The sequence below is a fragment of the Nitrosomonas aestuarii genome, assembly GCF_003046585.1.
Lineage (GTDB): Bacteria > Pseudomonadota > Gammaproteobacteria > Burkholderiales > Nitrosomonadaceae > Nitrosomonas > Nitrosomonas aestuarii.
Genome location: NZ_QAAE01000001.1, coordinates 218,923 through 240,391, shown reverse-complemented (window position 1 = coordinate 240,391; position 21,469 = coordinate 218,923). Strand labels below are relative to the sequence as shown.

At 43.0% G+C, this 21,469-nt stretch carries 21 protein-coding genes; 5 read left to right on the top strand and 16 right to left on the bottom strand.

Going from position 1 to position 21,469, the window contains the following annotated elements:
- Window positions 1–48 precede the first annotated feature (48 nt).
- The 3 genes from C8R11_RS01160 to C8R11_RS01150 all read left to right on the top strand — a co-directional run bounded on the left by C8R11_RS01160 (window position 49) and on the right by C8R11_RS01150 (window position 3,958).
- Complete coding sequence (locus C8R11_RS01160) at window positions 49–1,398, top strand: DUF2254 domain-containing protein (protein WP_107794089.1); 1,350 nt, start codon at window positions 49–51, stop codon at window positions 1,396–1,398.
- A gap of 63 nt (window positions 1,399–1,461) precedes the next feature.
- Complete coding sequence (locus tag C8R11_RS01155) at window positions 1,462–2,844, top strand: mechanosensitive ion channel family protein (protein WP_107794088.1); 1,383 nt, start codon at window positions 1,462–1,464, stop codon at window positions 2,842–2,844.
- A gap of 4 nt (window positions 2,845–2,848) precedes the next feature.
- Window positions 2,849–3,958, top strand: coding sequence for an endonuclease/exonuclease/phosphatase family protein (locus C8R11_RS01150; protein ID WP_244907503.1), 1,110 nt, complete (start codon window positions 2,849–2,851; stop codon window positions 3,956–3,958).
- 125 nt (window positions 3,959–4,083) lie between these two features.
- On the opposite strand, the gene C8R11_RS01145 is transcribed toward C8R11_RS01150, so the two are convergent.
- The 9 genes from C8R11_RS01145 to phoB form a co-directional block, all read right to left on the bottom strand.
- Complete coding sequence (locus tag C8R11_RS01145) at window positions 4,084–4,251, bottom strand: DUF1328 domain-containing protein (RefSeq protein ID WP_090698711.1); 168 nt, start codon at window positions 4,249–4,251, stop codon at window positions 4,084–4,086.
- A gap of 219 nt (window positions 4,252–4,470) precedes the next feature.
- Window positions 4,471–4,737 carry a hypothetical protein gene (locus tag C8R11_RS01140; protein WP_139218523.1) on the bottom strand — a complete coding sequence of 89 codons (267 nt, stop codon included), beginning with the start codon at window positions 4,735–4,737 and terminating at the stop codon, window positions 4,471–4,473.
- An 87-nt stretch (window positions 4,738–4,824) separates the two neighbouring features.
- Window positions 4,825–5,112, bottom strand: a complete 288-nt coding sequence (locus C8R11_RS01135) for a sll1863 family stress response protein (RefSeq protein ID WP_090698716.1) — start codon at window positions 5,110–5,112, stop codon at window positions 4,825–4,827.
- Between the two features lie 151 nt (window positions 5,113–5,263).
- Complete coding sequence (locus C8R11_RS01130) at window positions 5,264–6,004, bottom strand: Crp/Fnr family transcriptional regulator (protein ID WP_107794087.1); 741 nt, start codon at window positions 6,002–6,004, stop codon at window positions 5,264–5,266.
- Between the two features lie 36 nt (window positions 6,005–6,040).
- Window positions 6,041–8,395, bottom strand: a complete 2,355-nt coding sequence (locus C8R11_RS01125; RefSeq protein WP_146159039.1) for a fatty acid cis/trans isomerase — start codon at window positions 8,393–8,395, stop codon at window positions 6,041–6,043.
- Window positions 8,396–9,012: 617 nt separating this feature from the next.
- On the bottom strand, window positions 9,013–9,459 hold the full coding sequence (locus C8R11_RS01120; protein WP_107794085.1) for a response regulator transcription factor: 447 nt from the start codon (window positions 9,457–9,459) through the stop codon (window positions 9,013–9,015).
- Between the two features lie 16 nt (window positions 9,460–9,475).
- Entirely contained in the window at window positions 9,476–10,249 is a 774-nt protein-coding gene (locus C8R11_RS01115; protein WP_107794084.1) for a class I SAM-dependent DNA methyltransferase, read from the bottom strand.
- Window positions 10,250–10,252: 3 nt separating this feature from the next.
- Window positions 10,253–11,557, bottom strand: coding sequence for a phosphate regulon sensor histidine kinase PhoR (phoR, locus tag C8R11_RS01110; protein ID WP_107794083.1), 1,305 nt, complete (start codon window positions 11,555–11,557; stop codon window positions 10,253–10,255).
- 29 nt (window positions 11,558–11,586) lie between these two features.
- Window positions 11,587–12,294 (bottom strand): phosphate regulon transcriptional regulator PhoB, encoded by a 708-nt coding sequence (phoB, locus tag C8R11_RS01105; RefSeq protein WP_107794082.1) that lies wholly within the window; start codon window positions 12,292–12,294, stop codon window positions 11,587–11,589.
- A gap of 245 nt (window positions 12,295–12,539) precedes the next feature.
- Here phoB and C8R11_RS01100 point away from each other — a divergent pair, with 245 nt between their 5' ends.
- Window positions 12,540–12,968 (top strand): gamma-butyrobetaine hydroxylase family protein, encoded by a 429-nt coding sequence (locus C8R11_RS01100; protein ID WP_090698752.1) that lies wholly within the window; start codon window positions 12,540–12,542, stop codon window positions 12,966–12,968.
- 49 nt (window positions 12,969–13,017) lie between these two features.
- Window positions 13,018–13,752, top strand: a complete 735-nt coding sequence (gene ubiE, locus C8R11_RS01095) for a bifunctional demethylmenaquinone methyltransferase/2-methoxy-6-polyprenyl-1,4-benzoquinol methylase UbiE (RefSeq protein WP_107794081.1) — start codon at window positions 13,018–13,020, stop codon at window positions 13,750–13,752.
- Between the two features lie 137 nt (window positions 13,753–13,889).
- On the opposite strand, the gene C8R11_RS01090 is transcribed toward ubiE, so the two are convergent.
- The 7 genes from C8R11_RS01090 to C8R11_RS01060 form a co-directional block, all read right to left on the bottom strand.
- A complete protein-coding gene (locus C8R11_RS01090; protein WP_107794080.1) occupies window positions 13,890–14,804 on the bottom strand; it encodes an FAD:protein FMN transferase in 915 nt (304 codons plus the stop codon).
- Window positions 14,805–14,887: 83 nt separating this feature from the next.
- A complete protein-coding gene (locus C8R11_RS01085; RefSeq protein WP_107794079.1) occupies window positions 14,888–17,695 on the bottom strand; it encodes a DUF3570 domain-containing protein in 2,808 nt (935 codons plus the stop codon).
- A 15-nt stretch (window positions 17,696–17,710) separates the two neighbouring features.
- Window positions 17,711–17,938: a DUF4266 domain-containing protein gene (locus C8R11_RS01080; protein WP_090698760.1), complete on the bottom strand. Its 228-nt coding sequence runs from the start codon at window positions 17,936–17,938 to the stop codon at window positions 17,711–17,713.
- 11 nt (window positions 17,939–17,949) lie between these two features.
- Complete coding sequence (locus tag C8R11_RS01075; RefSeq protein WP_107794078.1) at window positions 17,950–18,459, bottom strand: TlpA family protein disulfide reductase; 510 nt, start codon at window positions 18,457–18,459, stop codon at window positions 17,950–17,952.
- Between the two features lie 91 nt (window positions 18,460–18,550).
- Window positions 18,551–19,009: a hypothetical protein gene (locus C8R11_RS01070; RefSeq protein ID WP_107794077.1), complete on the bottom strand. Its 459-nt coding sequence runs from the start codon at window positions 19,007–19,009 to the stop codon at window positions 18,551–18,553.
- A gap of 63 nt (window positions 19,010–19,072) precedes the next feature.
- Window positions 19,073–19,831 carry a hypothetical protein gene (locus C8R11_RS01065; RefSeq protein ID WP_107794076.1) on the bottom strand — a complete coding sequence of 253 codons (759 nt, stop codon included), beginning with the start codon at window positions 19,829–19,831 and terminating at the stop codon, window positions 19,073–19,075.
- Window positions 19,832–20,098: 267 nt separating this feature from the next.
- Window positions 20,099–20,887 carry a hypothetical protein gene (locus C8R11_RS01060; protein WP_107794075.1) on the bottom strand — a complete coding sequence of 263 codons (789 nt, stop codon included), beginning with the start codon at window positions 20,885–20,887 and terminating at the stop codon, window positions 20,099–20,101.
- Window positions 20,888–21,469 lie beyond the last annotated feature (582 nt).

Below are 21,469 nucleotides of genomic sequence, written 5' to 3'. Positions count from 1 at the left end.
AACCATAAACTGCAAATCTAACAGAATCATGCAAATAACTAACGCACTATGATCAGATTATTCTGGGAGAAACTGCTTACGACGATTTGGTTTGTACCGACAATCATTGCAACAGGTCTCGTTATTACCGCTATTGGTCTTTTAAGCCTTGATCAACTTGTTAATGTACACAGTTGGTCGTGGACAGGCATATTTCAGATTGGAACCACTGGCATTCGACAAGTACTCGTCGTGACAACAGGCGCTATCATATCGTTAACCGGCGTTGTCTTTTCAATTTCAGTCGTCGCACTTACACTGGCGGCGAATCAGTTCGGATCAAAAATCCTGCACAACTTTTTACGGGACAACAAAAATAAAATCGTATTGGGAATACTGATCGGAAGTTTTTTATATGGTCTCACCTTACTCTCTTTTATTGACACACATCCAGACTCCACACAGCAAGTACCTATTATTTCCGTTATTGGCAGTTTATTACTGACTGTATTGGCAGTCATCGGTTTGATCTATTTTATCCACTATATATCAACAACGATACAAGCCGATCAGATTATTTCACTGATAGGACAAGAACTTAATCAGGCTATCGAAAAAACCTTACTTGATTTGGATGATCGGCAGACCATCCAGTCTGCCAAACAAAAATGGGATATCGCTACACATGCACTGCCTGTGGAGACAGTTTATGCTGCCACCAGTGGCTACGTTGAATTTATAGATCTGCTCAAGCTCAATAAAATTGCCGAAGAAGAAAACCAGCATATTGAATTGCTGTTACGTCCAGGCCATTTTGTTATTGAAAGCGCACCGATGATGCGAATATATGATAGTGAGGATATCAGTGAGAGCTACCCAGACACGCTGCGAGAAAATATATCGTTAGGTCGAAAAAGAACGCCGTTTAGTGATATTGAGTTTGCAATCATGCAGTTATTACAGATTGCGTTACGCGCATTGTCACCCGGCATTAATGATTCGTTGACGGCAATTTCTTGTATCGACTGGCTCAGTTCTTCACTTGGGCGCATGACCAATAAACGTTTTCCCTGTGATTATCTGGAAGACCAGAACGGCATTATACGGATAAAAAAACATGAATTTGGTTTTGCAGACGCTGCAGATACGATGTTTCATCCTCTGAGGCAAAATGCCAGAGGTAATGAAATGGTAATGATTCATCTACTTGAAACGATTTCCCGAATCCTTCAAGTCAGTAAAAATTCCCAGTATTCTCAGGCATTATTTCATCACGCAGAATTAATACTGGAAGCATCAAAAGAGAGTTTTCAAAGCACATCAGATAAAAATGAAATAATCGAGCGTTTTGAAAAATGTCAGGCAATTTTTGAACAAGGCCAGAAAATATTTCCTGACACGAATCAATCCGCGATTTGATTTTGAAGCTATTTTTCAATAAAGCAATAATTAACAAGAATGAAAGATAGAAAGGTAACTACCATGCGAAAATCGTTCACTGCATTCGTACTTTGGATGACACTCGTTGTTAGTCCGTCATATGCAGATCAACTGACAGACTTGATAGCGGGCGATACAGAATCACAAACGACACCTGGTGCCGACAAGGTCATTGACGTCAACAGTTCTGTCCAGGACGATAAAAAAATCCAAGAACGTCTGCAGAAAATTTTTTCTGAAATGGATAATTTGAAAAATATAAAGATACTGACTAGCAATGGCATTGTAACGTTACAGGGCGAAGTGAATTCTGCTCCAGCAGAAAAAAAAGCCATACAACTTTCCCAGCAGGTTGAGGGTGTGGTTGAAGTAGAAAGTGAACTGGTTATTACCCATGATGTGCAAGAACGTCTGGAAACAACATGGCAGAAACTTGTAAAAACTGCAAAAGCACTGGTTACAGGTTTTCCTCTTTTTTTACTGGCGATCATCGCGTTCACACTCACCGTGATTTTTGGCCGCTGGTTATCGCGCCGTCAAAGCCTTTATCGCAGAATCGCGCCAAATTATTTTATAGCAAGCCTATTGGGGCAAATTACACGTCTTTTATTTATCTTACTGGGACTGGTGATTGCACTATCCTTACTGGACCTCACCGCTTTGATAGGCTCAGTACTGGGAGCCGCCGGTATTATAGGTCTTGCGGTCGGTTTTGCAGTCAGGGATACGGTTGAAAATTACATCACCAGTATTTTATTAAGCCTGCGTAATCCATTTGAAGTCAATGATCTTGTAAACATTGACGGTAATGAAGGTAATGTTGTCCGTTTGACCACGCGTGCAACCATTTTACTCTCTCCAGATGGCAATCATATACGTATTCCCAACTCAATCGTATTTAAAGCTGTCATCATCAACTATACACGCAATGCTGAGCGGCGTTTTCAGTTTGACGCAGGCATTGACGCAAATCAGGATTTACAAATAGCACAATCGCTGGCCCTGCAGACTCTGGGTTCAATAGAAGGTGTGCTGGCTGAACCGAAACCAATGGTTATTATAGAAGAACTGGGTAATTCAAGCATCGTACTACGAATATATGCCTGGACTGATCAAGACAAATTTGATTTTCTGAAAGTTCGCAGCGAAACCATCCGGCAGATAAAACTGGCTTTTGACCAGGCAAATATTGTCATGCCCGAGCCAATTTATCAGATCAAGATAGGAAACGAAACAGGTATCGACTTAAAGCAAAAAAACAACGCCGACCAGGAACGCGTTTACCCTGCGCATAAACAGCCACGGATAATCACCCATGCAACGATTGATATCAGTACAGACAACACGATCGAAAAGAAAGTGGTGGAAGAACACGAGCATGGCGATACTGAGAATTTGCTCGGCAAAAATGCTTCGCAGGAATGATTGAATGCACCTTGACTTCATGTCAGCCACATTTCTCATAATAACGTTAATATTGGTTGCTCTGACTATGTTGCCAATCTGCCGTTATGAAGTATGGTGGATACGTTCCCTGGACTTTCCCCGGTTACAGCTGTTCCTGATTATTCTGACGGCATTTCTCCTGGAATTAGTATTACTGGATTTATCATTGCCACTAACATGGATACTTGTTGCGATTGCATTGCTGTGTCTTAGCTACCAGGCCTGGTGGATTGTGCCTTATACGCGATTATTCCCAGTGGAAGTGAAGGCTGCAGACACTGTTGATTATAAAAACCGGATAAAAATTATTACCGCCAATGTCTTAATGTCCAACCGGAACGCAAAAGGATTAGTTGCGCTGGTTCATGAATATCAACCGGATATTCTGGTAACGCTGGAATCAGATATATGGTGGCAAGCACAACTGGATAGTCTGGAAACAAAGTATTCCTTCACGATCAAATGCCCACTGGATAACTTTTACGGCATGCATGTCTATTCCAAAATTCCACTGATGAACAGTCAGATCGCATATCTGGTGGAACAGGACAAACCATCTATGCATACACTTGCACTTTTACCATCCGGGCATAAAATCCGTATTCATTTTTTACACCCGGCACCACCGAGCCCTACTGAAAATGAAGAATCGTCCGAACGCGATGCGGCATTAATTATAATAGCCAAAAGTGTGGCCGAAACCAACGTTCCCGTTATCGTAACCGGGGATTTAAATGATGTAGCCTGGTCGGAAACAACACGATTATTTAGAAAAACAAGCGGATTATTTGATCCAAGAGTGGGGCGAGGTATGTTTAATACCTTTCATGCAAATTACTGGTTTATACGTTGGCCGTTAGACCATCTGTTCCATAGCAAACACTTTACGGTTCACAATATAAAAAAACTCAGAAGCTTCGGTTCGGATCACTTTGCACTGTTTACTGAGCTCATACTAAAAGCTGACAATGATAACGAGCATAATGGACTGAATGCAGACACTGATGATTTATCCTGGGCTGAAGCCAAAATGAGCGATCAGAATGTCGACAAAAAAGATGTTCCGCGGCCTGAAAAAACCGAAGTGAACTAGTGTGCGTTTTCAGGCGCGCGGTCTTTCGTTTTACGCTCACAACTCAAGCTTGATTCTTGGTATCAAATAACTTATAACAGAATGATTACTTTGACAACAACAGTATTTGATAAATGAACAGATTTTTATCGGGGCGGCCCTCTTCTGCCTGACAACCAAAACACTAGCGCCAGTAACAATCCAATAAAAAAAGCTATTTTTGCCAATTCTACGGCAGTACCAGCAATGCCTCCGAACCCAAGTACACCGGCGATGATTGCAATAATGAGAAATACAACAGCCCAGTTAAACATACCTTTTTCTCCTTATAAGCGTAACCGCGCCATCAACTGATGAATGAATTGCACGGTTAATTCGATTCATCCCAACTGACCTGAATATTGCACCGGAACGATAAATTTCGGCTTGTAACCCTTATGCCTAATGTTCTTTGGGGAATTGAAAACAAATTATATTTGTGTTCAATTCCTTACTTACAAGTGGTGAAATATTTAGGCTAAGTTAAAGGAGCACTAATCATCGATAACATTCTTCATTTCATCATATTTATCTACAACTGCGTCAGTTGATTCCTGCAAACGATTTTTTGCTTCCTGTTTCAAACACTCAGTTTCACTTTTCATACAGGCCGCTTCTTCCAGCCGATTCATTTTTTGATTAGCTTCGCGCCGAGCGTCATTTTCGATATCCTGCATGGTTTCATGCATTGTTTCTGTTCCATTTACCTGAAATGACAAACTCAGCAGCAGGATCATTGGGATAATGAATATTTTTTTCATGTCAACCTCTCTGATAAAAATATTTCTGTGCAACAAAACAATATAATCGCTTCTATACACAACCTTGTTTGTTTCAAAAAATGATGCTTATTTGAAACGATCACTCGCCTTTTTAAAAGAATCTGCTACACGACTCCAAGCTGCTTCCATGCCATCGCGCATATCCTTCCATGCATCTCCGCTGGCACTTTTCAACTCTTCATACTTTTGCTTCATTTCATTGCGCTCGGATTCAAGGCTTTCTACTTGTTTGTTTAATTCGATCTTTGCATCAGCACTGGCCCCCGACATTTTCGCTTTCAGCGCATTAATATCAGCATCCCATTCATCCAGTTTTGCCTGCATTTTTTGTAAGTAAGCTTCTTTATCAGTCATTGTTTATCCTTCCTTAAATCAAGTTGAAAAATGATTGCTTTTAAAACACAAGCATATCGTCTAATAAAGCATACGCCCATTTGAATTTAATGCATTAACAATTGATAAAGCCGTTTAAAAAAATGACTTAAACGGTTACTAGTATAGTCCTCTATAACGCAAACGATGTTTTTGCAAATGAAATGGGTTCAAGATAGCTTTCATCGAAGTCAGCCATTGAAGCCAATACAGCAAGGTTCTGTAAAACTATACGTCCGGGAAATCGTTCAATTAACTGATGGTTCTCCAACTCACGAAAAACCCGGTGAGTATGGATATGACTCAGCCCTAATGCATCGCTCAAAAGTAGTTGATTGACCGGCAGAATAATAGCCTGCTCACGCGTATAGCCGCATAGTCGCAACCTTCGGTACAATTCGATGAACAAATGCGCCATACGCTTGGCAGATCTTCTACGACCAATCCTGACAATCTGTTCTTCAAGAATGCGCTCATCCTGTCCGGCCATCCAGGCCAGCGCAAGCGCCAATCGTGGCGCATCACGGAAAATCTCAATCAACTGACTCGCAGGAAAACTACCCAGTTTCATAGGACTGATGGATTCAACAGTATGTTCGGAATGCTGAAAAATGGGAGAAAACATACCGATGATGTCTCCCGGTAAAACAAAATTTACAATTTGTCGATTGCCGTCTTCCAGTGTTTTATACCTGACGGCCCAACCTTCTTGTACAAAGAATATACTCTCTTGTAAAAGGCCCGCTTCAATGATGACCATGCCTGAATCACGAATGTCCACATTCTTGATCAGATTTTCAGCAAACACAAAATCCTCAGAATTTAATAGTTCGAGTTTTTTTATTCGATACGCAAAAGGGGACAATGTGTCCATGTTTTTATATGGCGCGTTGTTAAAAAATGATTTTAATTAACGATTCTCAATGCGATTATAATCCAGCACACCATATTCAATTGGATTATGTTGCTGAAAAATCTGATGCAGGTAGTCACTGAACTGCCAGAATTCGTTATGAGAACGTCTGATGCCAAACTGATGCATTAACTGTTGATAATCGTTTTCTTTTTTAAGATTAACAAGCTTCGTAACAAAATCCTCTAATAACTCGGATTCAACCTGCCACAAAGCATCCGGATAAGCACCCACAAATCCCGGTATTACTGTCACATAATCCTCTTTTGGCACGCGATTGGATTGTTCCATCAGCATACTGGCTATGTGCGTATGTGCACTATTACGTATGACAGTATAAACCTTGTCACCTTGTTGCCTGTCACGCACCATTAACAGTCCCATTTCCGGCAACAAACTGGCCGACGTTCCCCGAACAGCATGTAATTGCTTTAATGACCGTCGATGCGCCTCTGGCACAGATGCTTGTTCCAAATGATAGCGTTCAGATAAAATTCTGAACAACCTTTGTTGCAGCTCTTCAAATAAATATTCCTTGGCGGGCTTATCTTTCGGATATGTAATGTCCGGTTCAATGTCCAAATAAGCATAACCGTAAACATAATTCTTCACCGCATTACTGGCACCTCGATACCAGTGTTCACGTAACAAAGTGCGTGCTTCTCCAGGCAGCAAGGCGAGAAAATTAAATTCACTTTCCATGCGAAGAAAATCCATATAGAGACGTGTTGACAGCTGGTGCCCGATATTACCGTATACATCATAACCGGCGACCAGCAGATAATGTATACGCTCGAGAATCGGGTAATCGATCAACCATGCTGTCTTGGGTGGCTGACCGACCAGGCCTTTAATGACGCTGGCACTGTCAAAATGCCTGAAAACCGTCAATGTAGCATTCTGGTTATGACCATCACCATCCCAAATCCAGTCCAAATTCAAACCGAAACCATCTTTTAATTTTTTATTGAGCGCATCGCTTTTTTCTTTCAGGTAAGACTTCTGCAATGTGGAATATTCGGTCCAGTGACTTAAAATACTGGCGTTGCTTTCCTGTTCGGATGGAATATTCAGTTGTTCGCTGTGCGTACTTAAAAAACGATCAATTTCAGCCAGTGCATCTAGATCGGGATTGACAAAAAATACCCAGAAATGATCGTTAATAACATTCAATGCAACTTGTCCGCGACAAACGGCGCCTTTAATAAAACCGTTTATCGTGAATTTAGCATGCTCGAGCATGAAGCGATAACGCACACTAACAGGAATTTCTGCAAAGGTTTCAAAAGGATTGGAAGCCTGTTTCGGTATATACCCGGCAAGTTCTTTTACTCGGTAAGGTGTTTCAAGAAATAGAGCCTTGAAGCGCAGCAAACGCTCCTCATTTAACGCGTAGGGCAAATGCTTTTTAGCAACAATACTATTTTGTATGCGCTGCAAACGATAGTAGACTCTGTCGACCTGCGGATCATCATAGGGTCTGCGGGTACTGATAATCTTGATCGCCTGTCCGGGTGGCGTGCGGGAACGTACAATATTAAAATAAGCTTGAACCTCGCTATTGTTATTTTCCAACACTTCAAAATATAAGTGCCCCAGAAACAAATGCTCGTAAATATAGCGTGCTACCAAGCGCTCTTTAATCGAGTCACCGTTTAAGAATTCTTCCCAGACAGCAATCTGTTGCTGATAAACGGCGTCCAGTTCCGGTAAATCAGTTAATGGCGCGCCAGCTTGCAGCCAGTGTTTCAAAACGTCAAGTTCAGATGACGCCAATTCTGGTAGACCATAAGGCATTCCCCAGTTTGGGTGTTCCGCTGCGTAATTTTCAAATTCACTCATATCCGGACAGATATTTTTAGGATTTAATGAAAAGTCAAATGCATCATCTGGAATGATTTCATTGTGTCCTGCAATTGTGGCCAAAGGGTTTTGTTTCTTAAGTGACAACATCTGATATAACAAACTGCCATTAAGTGGATCAGCTGCTGAATTTTCATCTAAGACTGCGAAGAATTTCTTTTCTCGCCATTCACGCACGGTTTGCGCATCCTCAAATAACCGCGTCAAAGGAGCGGCAGTCAAACGTGTACCGTTATAAACAGCTTGCGTATTGGCACCCCTATCAACACCCTGAGCAGATGCCAGATTTAATTGGCAAGGCGCATCATAACAACCATGACAAACAATGCATCGTTTATCTAACAGCGGTTGGATTTGTTTCCGGTATAACTGGCCGTGGTCTGTTTCGAATGCGACATATCGATCCGGAATCGAATCCGGGATCGATTGTTGATCAGTCCCACATGCCATTATCAGGCAGCAAATAACAAACATTACATATCTATTCAAGATCGCCTCATCATGCCTATGTGCAAAAACAAACCATCTTACATGAATAATGCACAGCAACAAGAATATGCGATAACTAGCTGGCCGTTTAAAAATTGAGTGGTTTACTGAGGAAAAGTAATTTGAGTTATATGAGATTTTTATGAACTTGCAAAAAATAATGCGCGATATTTTTTATTCTGATAACCATTTTGCCCAGAAATATTTAAATAAACGCGGATTTCCTGATCAATATGTCCATACGAAAAACAGACTTAATTCATTACCACCGACCGGTTAAATGTATTTTTCCGGTGTAACCAAGCGCCAGAGCATAATCAATCCGGAATGTTACACATGCGACACAGGTAGAATCTAGAACTGACTGTCAGCAGGATATAACGCAGATTCAAGAAATATGAACATGATGTGTTGATCACACACAGAGACTGTCCCATTAACTGTGTAATTGTCTACCATTTCTTTTTTTACAAATCTTAAGAACAATTGCATGAATCCGTTGCTATATCTTCCCCTTTTTGAGCCTTGCGCCGATATTGATAAACCCGTATACCGCCCTGCAAGACCATCTGACCCATTCATCAGCATCACTTAAAAAATAACAAACAATACTAGCTTTAAAGATTTTTGATTTTAGCTGCCAGTGCAGTCCTATTATGCACACCATATTTGGCGAAAATACGCCTCAAATGCGTTGAAACCGTGTATACACTAAGGGAAAGTTTGACAGCAATTTGTTTATTCAGAAATCCTTTTGCAACAAGTGTCGCAATTTGCAGTTCTCTTTCAGTCAGGGAAATAGCGGAACCGGGATCAAACGCTTCTTCTAATCCAGCCACATTTGTACTTATTTCCTGGTGTTTTGTGACTACGCGATAAAAAATTCCGTCAAGCACAAAGTCTCCCAGTAGTAGCAATCCCGAATATTGTTTTAGATTCCGTTCATCAGCATGACTTAAATCTCTTGGCAGAATAAAACAATCCTTACCATTATTTTTAAAACTGATTAAACAGCTGTCATCAACCTCCGCGATAATCTGGTCAATTTCAAAATTACTAAGCATATATCCACCTTATTTATCAGCAAAGTAATTTCCTGGCTAAAAACTGAATCCAGTAACTTTTATTGTCAGCCGTCTTTAGTTCTTCCAAATCAAATATTTCAACCAGAGAAAATCCACTTTGTTTAAGCAAAGTTAAAACAACTTCCAATGGATACCATCGCTGCAGATGTATTTCTGAAAAATGTGTGCTGGATTTTTGATTTTTTTTTACGGTAATCTGTACACGGCTTAAATTCTTGTCCGGGTATGTTTGAATATTCCAAAAAGACATCCATTGTCCATACCGTATTTTTCGTTTTTGATTCATTGTACAAGCACCGCTGCCTGTAATTAAATCAAACAACAAATAACCGTCAGGATTTAACGATTGATAACAGTTATCAAATACTTTTTTTACATCCTCCTGTTTTAATAGATAGTTTAATGTATTAAATTGACAGGTAATCATGTCAACCGGCTTAGACAATTTCAGTTCCCGTAAATCTTGCCGAAAAAATTGAATAGGTAAAGTTTTCTTTTTGCTAATTGCAATATCAAGCATTTCCTGTAAATTGTCCACGCCAATCGCCAATATTCCTTTACGTGCAATATAGCGCAAAAAATTACCCGTCCCACATCCCAGATCCGCTAATAACTCAAATTGTGCTTTATTCCGTTTAACGGCATGTTCGAACGCGCCGCAAAGCAATGGAAAAACGGGAAGCGCAACAGCCGAATCATATATATGCGCCAAAATTGAATAATCAGGTGAAGAAATGGATTCTTTTTTTTCAATACCATCCAGTTGCAATTATCATTGTTTTGAAATCAATCTTTTTTCCGGAAACTGAATGCAGAATTCGCTGCCTTTGCCAACTTCGCTATTTATCTTCAGCCGCGCCTGATGCCGGTTTAGAATATGTTTCACAATTGCCAGTCCAAGCCCGGTTCCACCTGTTTGTCTTGACCGGCTGTTATCAACCCGGTAGAAACGTTCTGTCAGACGCGGGATATGTTCCGGTTCAATACCCATACCGGTATCCCGCACGTAAAACATGCCCTTTCCATCCTTGACTTCCCAGTGAATATTGATTTCACCGCCTTCCGGTGTATAGCGAATCGCATTGCTGACCAGATTCCCGAATGCACTGCGCAGCTCTTCCCGACTACCCAGGATCTGGTCTTCACTGTCTATACCTGAATGAATAGTATGTCTGCCGCCACTCAATGATTCGGCTTCAGTTCTCAATTCACGCAGTATGGACGCAATATCCACTGAGCTTTCATTGAGCTTGTTAAGGGTATTTTCCAACCGCGAAAGCGTTAACAAGTCTTCCACCAGATGTTGCATGCGTGCAGCCTGTTCGGTCATTGCAGTCAAAGCATGGCGTTGCATTTCCAGATCAATTTCCGATTCAGCAGACAGCATTTCGAGATAACCGCTGATTACAGTTAATGGCGTGCGCAGCTCATGAGAAACATTCGCGATAAAATCCCGCCGCATGGCATCAATTCTTTCGTAACTTGTAATATCCCGGCTAATCAGCAGCTTCTGTTTATTTCCATAGGGAACAAGCTGCATTAATAACGTCAATCGATGATGACGCATTTGCTTCAGAATCAATGGTTTATTGAATTTACCCGAAGCCAGATATTCCACAAAAGGGCGCTGCCTGACCATATTGATTATCTGCTGACCAACGTCAAGTTCAAGATTAATTCCCAAATGTTTTTCCGCCACAGGATCGCACCACTCAATGTGATCCCGTTCATCTAAAATCACAATGCCATCCGGCATGGCAGCAGTTACACTTTGCAACTGTTTTAATTCAAGATTGATCAACCGCTGGCTCTGGTCTTGACTGCGCACATACCGCGCCAGATGTGCAAAAATATTGTCCCATATTCCTGAACCGGGCGGTATGCTCGACGGTGTATGGTCTGATACCAGCAACCACTGTTCCAGGGCCACCAGGTGTCTGGTATGGTGAATCACCAACCATAACAAAGCGACACTAAAAAAAATCAATCCACTCAAAGTTCCTGCAAACATCGCTATTAACAATGCCATTATTGCAATAACAACTATCCACCCCAGTCGCTGCCAAAAACCAAACACACTTTATTCCTGTAATAAGTAATAAAATTTTAATTGCGCAAAACTGTCCCAAGGTCTGCAGAAAAACAATAACCTGCCCCTCTGACCGTCTTAATCAGATTATCTTTGCCGACTGTTTCCAGCGCTTTGCGTAATCTGCGGATATGAACATCAACCGTCCTCTCTTCAACAAAGACATGATCACCCCAGACCCGATCCAGCAATTGACTGCGAGAATAGACTCGCTCAGTATGCGTCATCAAAAAATGTAACAGACGATATTCAGTAGGACCCAATACCACCAGTTCATTTCCCACGGCGACACGATGATTCACCGGATCGAATATTAAACCATCAATTTCAACTGTATCATCTAAAGCTTCAGGTGCACGCCTGCGCAGCACTGCCTTAATGCGCGCTATTAATTCACGTGGAGAAAAAGGTTTGGTGACATAATCATCAGCGCCAATCTCCAGTCCTCTGACTTTATCATTTTCATCCACACGAGCAGTCAGCATAATAATGGGTATCAGCCTTGTACGCGCGTCACCACGCAAAATACGTGCAAATTCAATACCCGTCATATTCGGCAGCATCCAGTCCAGCAAAATCAGATCAGGTAAAGCTTCATTGATGAATCGCATCGCTGCTTCCGCATCAATGGCACAAACCGGCGTATAGCCATTCTGCTCAAGGTTAACGGCAATCAGTTTCTGAATAGCCGGTTCATCTTCGACTATCATGATTTTGCCAGCCATTTATGTACACCTTATTAAGTTTATCGTTTTTCTTACGGGGTCTATTTGCAAACTTCAGTATTATCTACTAATCTTTAGCAGCCTGTTACAATTCTTATTCTAGCGATAAGGCAGAAAAAACCAACCGTGTTCGCACCGGATCGCTTTGACGGAATGGTGGCAGAACAGCGCACGAAGCATTTCAGCTGCCTGCAAACACAGTGCATTGTAAAAAAATTATTTTACCTACTCATTAAAAAGCATATATGGCCGGCCTAACAAAAAATACACCTGTTCCCACGGAAATAAAATTACACAAAAAATCCAAAATACTAGAAATAACTTTCTCCGATAACAAGACATTTCAATTTACCTGTGAATTTTTGCGTGTACACTCTCCTTCAGCAGAAGTATCCGGCCACAGCCCCGGACAGGAAATCCTGCAAATCGGAAAAAAAATGGTCAATATACTGAAGATCGAACCTGTAGGTCACTATGCGGTACAGCTTCATTTCAGCGACGGACATAACACCGGACTGTATTCCTGGGATTTACTCTACAAATACGGGCTTAATCAGGATAAAATGTGGCAAAACTATCTGCAACGACTGGAAGAAGCGCGGGCAAGCCGGGAACCGGAAAGCTCTGCACCAACACCGCTGCATAACGACCAACAAAGCAAAACTTGCGGTTGATCAGAACGCATAAAATCGACTTATTCTAATTCAATTATTTTAAAGCATTATGTCCAAGACTACACATTTCGGTTTTAATACCGTATCCGAAACAGAAAAAGCCGGCAGGGTTGCTGATGTTTTTCATTCAGTCGCTGAACGCTACAATCTGATGAATGATCTTATGTCTGTAGGATTACACCGTTTATGGAAACGTTTCGCCATTGATGTCAGTGGCGTCAAGACCGGAGACAAAGTATTGGACATCGCAGGCGGGACAGGCGATCTCAGTGCACTTTTTTTAAAGCAGGTCAGCAAAACGGGTGAAGTCTGGCTATCCGATATTAATAACTCCATGCTCTCCATCGGTCGCGATCGCCTGATTGACGAAGGCACACCGGCACCGGTGGCGCAATGCGATGCCGAAAAATTACCGTTTCCGGATAATTACTTCAACTGCGTAAGCGTTGCCTTCGGCTTGCGCAATATGACACATAAAGATACCGCACTGAAGGAAATGCTGCGCGTCATAAAACCGGGTGGCACCGTTATCGTACTGGAATTCTCCAAGGTATGGGAACCCTTGCGTCCCATGTATGACGCCTACTCATTTAAACTCTTGCCGGTCATGGGAAAAATGATAGCAAATGATTCCGAAAGTTATCGTTACCTGGCTGAGTCTATTCGCGTGCATCCTTCACAAGAAGCACTCAAGGAAATGATGGAAGAGGTGGGTTATGAACGTGTGGAATACTTCAATTTAACGGCGGGTATCGTAGCATTGCATCGTGGCTATAAATTTTAGCCTTATAACAAATCTCTGAATTCCAAGGTAACTGAACCTGTTTGAGCTAAATCTCACAATAAACAATTTGAACTTTACTCTATGCGCGGCAAATACAACGCGGACGATTATTGACACGCTGCCAATCGCAGACCGAATCAAGATTCGGGTTTCAACAAAGATCCACCCACATTTCCTGTTACATCCACCCACAAATGCGGCAGCCCTAAATCACTCAGCCAAGCTGGCCCCTGTGACTCCTTAAGCATGCCTATAGTGGATGCGCTGCCCGCGACAACACAGAGCTCCCCCACTACACTGACCGCCGCCAGATACCGCACGGGCCAGCCCGTTTTGGGATTGAGCACATGACCGTAACGAATACCGTTAAGTGTAATGCAGCGCTCATAATCGCCGCTACTGGCCAGCGCGCCTGCTTGAAGTAACAATGTTTCTAGAACGGAATCAGGCCGACGCGGATGGCGGATTGCGATCCGCCAGGGACTACCGTCCGGATGTGGGCCGACAATTTTAATATCCCCACCCAGATTAACGATACCATGTTGGACACCTGCTTGCAGACACAAGGCAGCAGCCCGGTCTACAGCATACTCCTTGACCACACCACCAAAGTCTATTTCCATACCGGGCACGTCGAAAGACAATACAGGACGCGCCCACTTCAGCTGATGCCAGCCTACTTTTTCTTTAATACGAATGATTGCTTCCTCTGTCGGCAATTGATGGGATTTAAAATCCCATATCTTTCGCAAAATACCAGAAGTTATATCAAAGAGGCCATCGCTTTGTTGATAGCAAGTTGCCGCGTAATCAAGCAATCCGGCAGTTTCATCGTCTACAGTAATGCATCCTCCGATGGCTGCAACGCGGTTAATTTCAGATAGAAAACTGTCTGTGCGATAACGCGAATAAAACTTTTCCAGCCGGTACACATCATCCATTACCATCCTGGAAGTATTGCGGGCTTTTTTATGGCTATCGGCATAAAACTGAATGGTGCATGGTGAGCCCATTGCTTTGAAGTCAACATGATTGTATTTCAGCTTTGCCATACCTGATATGTCTAAATCATACTTATTCGGGTATTGACAGTGAAAAAACGCATAAAATAAATCAATAATACGTCATTAGTGATTTAAAACCGATAACTCCACGACGCCGCCAAAGCACCCTTGCGGTCCAGTTGAAAGCCATTCACATCCGTGCTCACTGGTTGCAGCCATTCAAATCCAAAATGATTACCTGAAAAACGGCCACCCGGTATCATTGCATTCACACCAAAGCCGACATTCCAAAATTGTCCGCCATAATTCACCGGAAAATCCATCGGTCCAATACGTGCGTTAAATGAATTGAAATCGCCGTGAATTGAATCCTGTATCGTATAAACACCGCGAATACTGGCAGTCAGCCAATTGGTCAAATCAAAGCCACCCCATGTTGTTGCCTGAAAGATATCGCCCAGACGATAGCCTGATTCGTTTCGGTTTTCCATACGCTTAACGCCATTGACTTGCGCACCCCATGACCAGCGGTTGTGTTCACCGGTATATGTCAGGCTCGGTACGAAATCCCAGGTTCCACTGCCCAACTGCATGCCAAAGTGAATAGAACCCCCATCAATTTTTGCAATGCGGCGAAGCTGCAAATCAGTTTTTCCGGTTGGTGCATTCACACCAATACCAGCATGTATGCGGTGGCCCGGTATTTCATAGAGTTTAATCAAAGCGGAAATATTGGTATCCCCTATAATGCCGGTTGTATGACCCGCAATGCCGGTGTGTTCATGCACGTCCGGAACCGGCGGCGGCCTGCCATCCAGTTCGCGCAGATTCATTTCCATGTCCATAAACTGTGGCATCACCATCAAATTCAACCATTTAGTCGGTGCATACATAATATCAAGCATATGCATTTTCATGTCCATATAAGTAGGCGCGAAACGACATAACGCCGTATCACTGCAACCCTGATCGACTATCAATTGATCATGGGCTGCCTTGGTTCCATGTAATAGATTTCCCGCTGATCGGCTATACATGAAGCGGTATCCCACCATAAATTCACCCGCTTTATCCAGCATATGTCCAAACATTAACCCTGCCGGTTGATTGTGCATGTGATGCAAAGCGGGTAAATCGCCGCTTTTATCATTTTCATTGTGATGATGATGGTGGTGAATACGTCCGCCTGATGTAGGCAAACGCAACGATTCCAGGTTCAGCTTCAAAGCGGCATTGGCCACATAATAATCAAAGTCCGCAAAACTGTTACCGCCACCACCGCCCAGTTTCATTGAACTCGCACGCGTGTAGTATTCGAACCCGGCTTCGAGCGCGATCCCTTTGGCGAATTGTTTACTCAGCGTAAATCCGCCACTGAGAGAACCAAAGCCCGCCAGACGGTGATCACTTGAAAAATTATCCGGTAATTTTTCGGAATCAAACGCGATTGTTTTGGGCTGCACATTCAACATCGACTCGTCAACCGGATTACCTTCGCCGTCGAGTAGATTAAAATTCTCGTCACGCACGAATTCCATCTCAGGATTCAATGCGTTCACCCAGATCTCACGCCCCAGGCTATCAAATGCTCTGCTGGAGAAATTTTGTTGAGAAACCAGAAACGGATCGTAAAAATTGGCTCGATCCTGTGAGTAATATCGAATTCTTGGCGTAATAGTCCAACCAAAAGGCAACGGTTGAATCCAGTTTGCACTGAACGTATTGGTATTGATACCCCAGTCATCAGTGGTAAATTTGTAGTTCAAATGCAGCGCCGCATCCAGAGGCGTAATATGCTGAATATATTTGGTACTGAACGCCCACTGATTACGCTGATTGGGTCGCTGTTCAAGCAAAGCGCGTACATCGCCTAAAACAGGCGTACTCAGGCCGTCATTCAAAACGTCTGGATCTACAAAAATAACCGTCATTGCTTTATACGGGTTTTCCAGAAATCCGCTGCTATGCGTATAACCGAGATTGGCATCAATGAGCGCATGCTGAGTCAGCACCTGGCTTAATCCAAGATTAGCCGCCCAGTCCTGCCGTTCGCCATGGAGTATTTCTGAACCACCGCGAGTTTCGATTTGCCTGGAAAAGGCTGTTTTAGTCAGGTATGGCGCCGAATCATGATCGAGGATAGCACTGATATTGCTGCTGGTGTAACCCGCACCGAATTTAACGCTGGTTAATTTTTGATTAAAGTCCATGCGCCCACCCAGATTGCCAAAACTGGATCGATAGTCGTTTTCCAGAGAAAAACCGGCGCTGGCGTCAATTGCCGCATCATCCCACTCGTATCCCAATCTAAAATTGGCCTGATTGCGTACTTCAGGCGAAGCCGATGCAAGCACTAATACGGAACGCGTGTCCGTACCTAATTGCTGACCACTGACCGGATCCTGCATGATGGGATTTAAATCACGGTCCAAAAGTAGTCCTTGAGGATTAATGAGGGGTGATGCACCGACAACAGTAGCGCCGGAAGATGAGTTACCTAAAATGGACTGATAAGGATTGGCAGCTAAAGGAGAAGTTGTGATCGGTGTAGCACCTGACCAGACATCCTGCGTATAGCTGAAAGAGAATTTTGCACGACTGGTCAGGGAAAAGATTCCACTGCCATGCAACACATCCGCACGTATTGGTTCGAAATTATTTGGTGCACCGAACAGATTGCGCTTGCCTTCCTGATAGCGGCTGAACTGAAAATTTATGCGGTCTCCGCCCGCAACTTCTGTGGCATGTGCAGTAGTCAATAGCAAGCCGGGCAAAACCATGGCAGCAGAAGTCAGCGCTTGGAGTGTTTTACTGGCGCAGGTAGTGGCTTTTGCATGACCACCGGTTTTGTTCAACTGCGAAGGAAACGCATTTTTGTTATGAATTAAATACGAACCACCATGCGAACCATTCGATGGTTTTTTATATCTTACGGCCATTTAAATCGGACAAACTCAGTAGCAGCCGCAACCACCACCGCCGTCAGCGGAGTGGGTACTGGCAGCAGCCTCCCGACTCGAATAATTATGCAATTGAATATGATTCTGTAATGGATAAGGATCAATAGCCATCTGCGGCTTTGCCAGATGACCACGTTCCCACGCAGCGACATGCGCACAACCCGATATCACTGTACCGAGTACAAGTATCGATAAAATCACTAAAAACTGTTTCAATGTCATGTTGAATAATATCAAGGTTGATAATGGAGAAGCTGCTCAACAATTAAGCGCAATTCTTTTGTTTCTCCAGGACGAAAACCACGATGGATATAACGCACAATACCCTCCCGGTCAATTAAATAGGAAGAAGGCATGGCAATCACATCAAAATCTTTCGCACACTGCTTGGTTGGATCGGTAGTAATGGTAAATTCAGCCGGATATCTGGTCAGAAACTTATCAGCATCAGCCACTTTCTCATCCAGATTAACACCGATAATCTGGAGTCCCTGTTCTCCATAATCTTTCTGCAGTTGATTTAAAAATGGAAAAGACTGCGCGCAGGGCGGACACCAAGAAGCCCAAAAATCAACATAAACGACCTTACCCTTCAATGATTGCAGGCTTTCGACCGGTGCTCCATCCAGTGTGGTAAGTTCACACACAGGCGGCGGATTGTCAGCCAGTTGTGCTGCTATCACTGACGTTGCAGTCATAATTGGGCAGGTAACCAGCACTGCGCCCAATAAGATTAAATGCATGAATTGCCTTTTTATGAGACTTCGCGCTTTATGTTTAAAAATACACGTTCTATGGTTGACTGACACCATAACGATTACCCACTATTAATGCTCAATTAAATTGAGACACGGAAATATCCGTACCGGTATGGATGCCATCAACCGTTTGACAATGCCATTCAACGTCAAATGAACGCTCACCCGCATTTGTTTTATTAATAATCATAAAATAAACGCCCGGTCCGCCATGCAAGGTGACAAAAGGACTGTAATCCGCATCGCCCGAAACCGTATCTGTGATATTGATCGCTTTATTGCCTTTAAATAGTTGCAGATTAACCAACAATCCCGGTACAGGTGGTGAATTATCCCGAATTCTCGCAATCAGATGCTCAGCCGGTCCGTTACCATCGTCAAAACAGCTAACCAAAACCACACCGGTAAATGTTCTTGACAGTCCTGCCAGATCCATAGTGGCACCGCCACCGTGTGCATTGATTAGACTCGAGTAACCACTGACAACTAATAAAGATAGGCCGAATAATGTTTTTTTGACTATTGCCTGCCGCATGATCTTAAACTCCTTTTGTTACAGGCGCAGACAGGATATCTCGTCTGCGCCTTTATTCTTTGGTTATTGTGGCCAGATTTGCTGTCCATCAACTTTAATAGGCATATCACGATTAACTTGCGCACTCGAAGGCTTCAACTCTACCGCCACACCCTGGCCGCAATTGTCAGGGAGTGGATTATTCGCAAGGTCACGACTGATGGTAAATGATGCAGGACCTGGATCTGTTCCGGCTGCTACTGAGAAATGAAGATCACGGTCATAGGGTGTTCCCAATCCAGCATGTGTCCACAACTCAACGGTTCCTTCACCAAAACCATCCGTACCAGTCACCTCACAAATATCAACAATCGATATATACACCTTTACACTTGCTGCACAGGATGTCGGTTCAATACTCGCTGCAGTCAGTCTGAAAGGAAGTGCCACACTCAGATTTCCAGGCATACCAGGAAGGCCACCCGCCCAGAATCCTATCACATTACCGTTAGCATCTGTTTTCTCATCCATAAAATCAAAAGCAGAACGATCGTAAAACATTGACACATTATTGCCGTAGTTGGTCAGAAAATCGGTTATCGAACCGGTATGCTGAACGCCATCCACCAGCACAGCAGAATCAATACCATCCGGAAATACTACAGAAGTGCCAATGGTGCGCGTTGTTTCATCACAGGAGTGACCAATCATAATATGGTTAATGGCACGTTCACCCTCAGTAGCCGTTGGCACATTGAGCCGCGTATGCGCATGCACATTTTGTACCATACCAGCCATCATAACACTCGTTATTGCGCAGGTTAGCAATTTCATTTTATTCATTTTTTATTCGCCCTTCTTTATTATAAGTAGTATTCAGTCAGACACTTACGCTATTGATGCAAGCTGACGATCTACTTCATACGTTAATCTCTCGTTACAGTATCTGGCTTTCTAAAGCAAAAGACAATGCGACAAATTGTCGCACCTCGATTTTTCTCAACTGAAAAAACAAATAACCACCCGTTTTAGCGGGTGGTTATTGAGTGTAGATTTGATATCGTTCAGGCTAGATAAATACCTGGGCGAAAATAATACCGTTGATCAGTATTAAGGCAATGGCCATACCTGTTGATCATCTATTTTTACCGGCATATCACGGTTGAGTTGCGCTGCCGATGGAATAATACGCACAGCAAGACCTTCTCCGCAGCTTTCCGGCAGCGGGTTGTTTTCAAGATCACGCTCGACGGTATAGGTAGCAGGATAGCTCCATGATGGCGCGTCATAAGGTGAACCTACATCCGGTGCAGTCCAGAAATCAACATTGGGATTATCCGGATCCTGGCTGTTGATTTCAGCCATTGAGGTAATATTACAGATATTGGCTATTGCTGGAACCAAGACGACTTTACTGGCACAGGATTCCGGCTGAATAGCGACCGATGTAATATTAAACGGAAGCTGCCCAACCCAGTTATGCGCGGGTAATTCACCGCCAGCCGCCCAGAATCCGATTGGATTTCCCAATGGGTCCTTGATAAATTCCTGGTGGTCAAACACGTCCCGGCTTTTAATCAAACGAATGAACGGCGGATTGACAATGTAGTTCAGTGCAGTTGCGCCTTCGGGTGTTTCAAAATTGGCAAAATTATCTGTTGAAGTCTGAACGATAGCGCTGTCAGTATCCGGCAGAAATATGACATTCCCTATCACTGGATTATCACCACAACCGTGCGGTACATTCACAGCCGTTGTTGTGGTGCCATGCGCCGAAGAACTTTCGGGACTGGAATTAACTGTTAATCGTGTATGTGAAAAAGCGTTTTGGCTTGCTGTGGCCAACAAAACAGATGCAACCGCCACTAATGCAAAGTTGTTTCTAAAATGATTCACCATGTTTTTATTCTCTCCCGTCGAAACATGTTTCTAAAGATTTAGATTTATTTTATTTACTATTCTGATAAACAAGAATTGGACTGTATTCTTCTATGTCAAATACTTTTTTATGATGATTTAAACTACAAAAAAAAACAACGCGACAAATTGTCGCACCCTTGTATTTATTGCTATTCATTCAAAAACGCCATTATGCGCTACTGACAGATGAAGTATGGGAGGCGGGAGAATTGCAAACAGTCGTCAAGATCAGTTGTAAAACTGATACAGCGCTATCAAATTTTTGTATTGATCCAATACAGTTTTTCTGCCTACAAATCTCCCGTGGAGGAAAGAACTATTTAACAAAACAAATTCAGAACGAGTTATTGGTACCTATGGTCAATAACCAACCACATATTGTCTCCTGAACGTTTATTACTATGTCGCAAAAAAGCACAGGAAGCAATGTGGCATAATGCCGCATACAAGCGCAACAAATTCAACGAAGCGTAATAAATGATTGCATAGATGACGGACATGATAGCTGCCTCAACGTGGAATATCTGATAGAGGTGGGAATGCTGATAACGGTAGCTTACT

Excerpts from the sequence above, each read along its gene's own strand:
- C8R11_RS01075 (WP_107794078.1), bottom strand. The coding sequence starts at position 18,459 with ATGCATTTAATCTTATTGGGCGCAGTGCTGGTTACCTGCCCAATTATG.
- C8R11_RS01150 (WP_244907503.1), top strand. The coding sequence starts at position 2,849 with ATGCACCTTGACTTCATGTCAGCCACATTTCTCATAATAACGTTAATA.
- C8R11_RS01090 (WP_107794080.1), bottom strand. The coding sequence starts at position 14,804 with ATGGCAAAGCTGAAATACAATCATGTTGACTTCAAAGCAATGGGCTCA.
- C8R11_RS01155 (WP_107794088.1), top strand. The coding sequence starts at position 1,462 with ATGCGAAAATCGTTCACTGCATTCGTACTTTGGATGACACTCGTTGTT.
- C8R11_RS01145 (WP_090698711.1), bottom strand. The coding sequence starts at position 4,251 with ATGTTTAACTGGGCTGTTGTATTTCTCATTATTGCAATCATCGCCGGT.
- C8R11_RS01160 (WP_107794089.1), top strand. The coding sequence starts at position 49 with ATGATCAGATTATTCTGGGAGAAACTGCTTACGACGATTTGGTTTGTA.
- C8R11_RS01130 (WP_107794087.1), bottom strand. The coding sequence starts at position 6,004 with ATGGACACATTGTCCCCTTTTGCGTATCGAATAAAAAAACTCGAACTA.
- phoB (WP_107794082.1), bottom strand. The coding sequence starts at position 12,294 with ATGGCTGGCAAAATCATGATAGTCGAAGATGAACCGGCTATTCAGAAA.
- C8R11_RS01100 (WP_090698752.1), top strand. The coding sequence starts at position 12,540 with ATGGCCGGCCTAACAAAAAATACACCTGTTCCCACGGAAATAAAATTA.
- C8R11_RS01065 (WP_107794076.1), bottom strand. The coding sequence starts at position 19,831 with ATGAATAAAATGAAATTGCTAACCTGCGCAATAACGAGTGTTATGATG.
- ubiE (WP_107794081.1), top strand. The coding sequence starts at position 13,018 with ATGTCCAAGACTACACATTTCGGTTTTAATACCGTATCCGAAACAGAA.
- C8R11_RS01120 (WP_107794085.1), bottom strand. The coding sequence starts at position 9,459 with ATGCTTAGTAATTTTGAAATTGACCAGATTATCGCGGAGGTTGATGAC.
- C8R11_RS01080 (WP_090698760.1), bottom strand. The coding sequence starts at position 17,938 with ATGACATTGAAACAGTTTTTAGTGATTTTATCGATACTTGTACTCGGT.
- C8R11_RS01140 (WP_139218523.1), bottom strand. The coding sequence starts at position 4,737 with ATGAAAAAAATATTCATTATCCCAATGATCCTGCTGCTGAGTTTGTCA.
- C8R11_RS01060 (WP_107794075.1), bottom strand. The coding sequence starts at position 20,887 with ATGGTGAATCATTTTAGAAACAACTTTGCATTAGTGGCGGTTGCATCT.
- C8R11_RS01135 (WP_090698716.1), bottom strand. The coding sequence starts at position 5,112 with ATGACTGATAAAGAAGCTTACTTACAAAAAATGCAGGCAAAACTGGAT.
- C8R11_RS01085 (WP_107794079.1), bottom strand. The coding sequence starts at position 17,695 with ATGGCCGTAAGATATAAAAAACCATCGAATGGTTCGCATGGTGGTTCG.
- C8R11_RS01070 (WP_107794077.1), bottom strand. The coding sequence starts at position 19,009 with ATGCGGCAGGCAATAGTCAAAAAAACATTATTCGGCCTATCTTTATTA.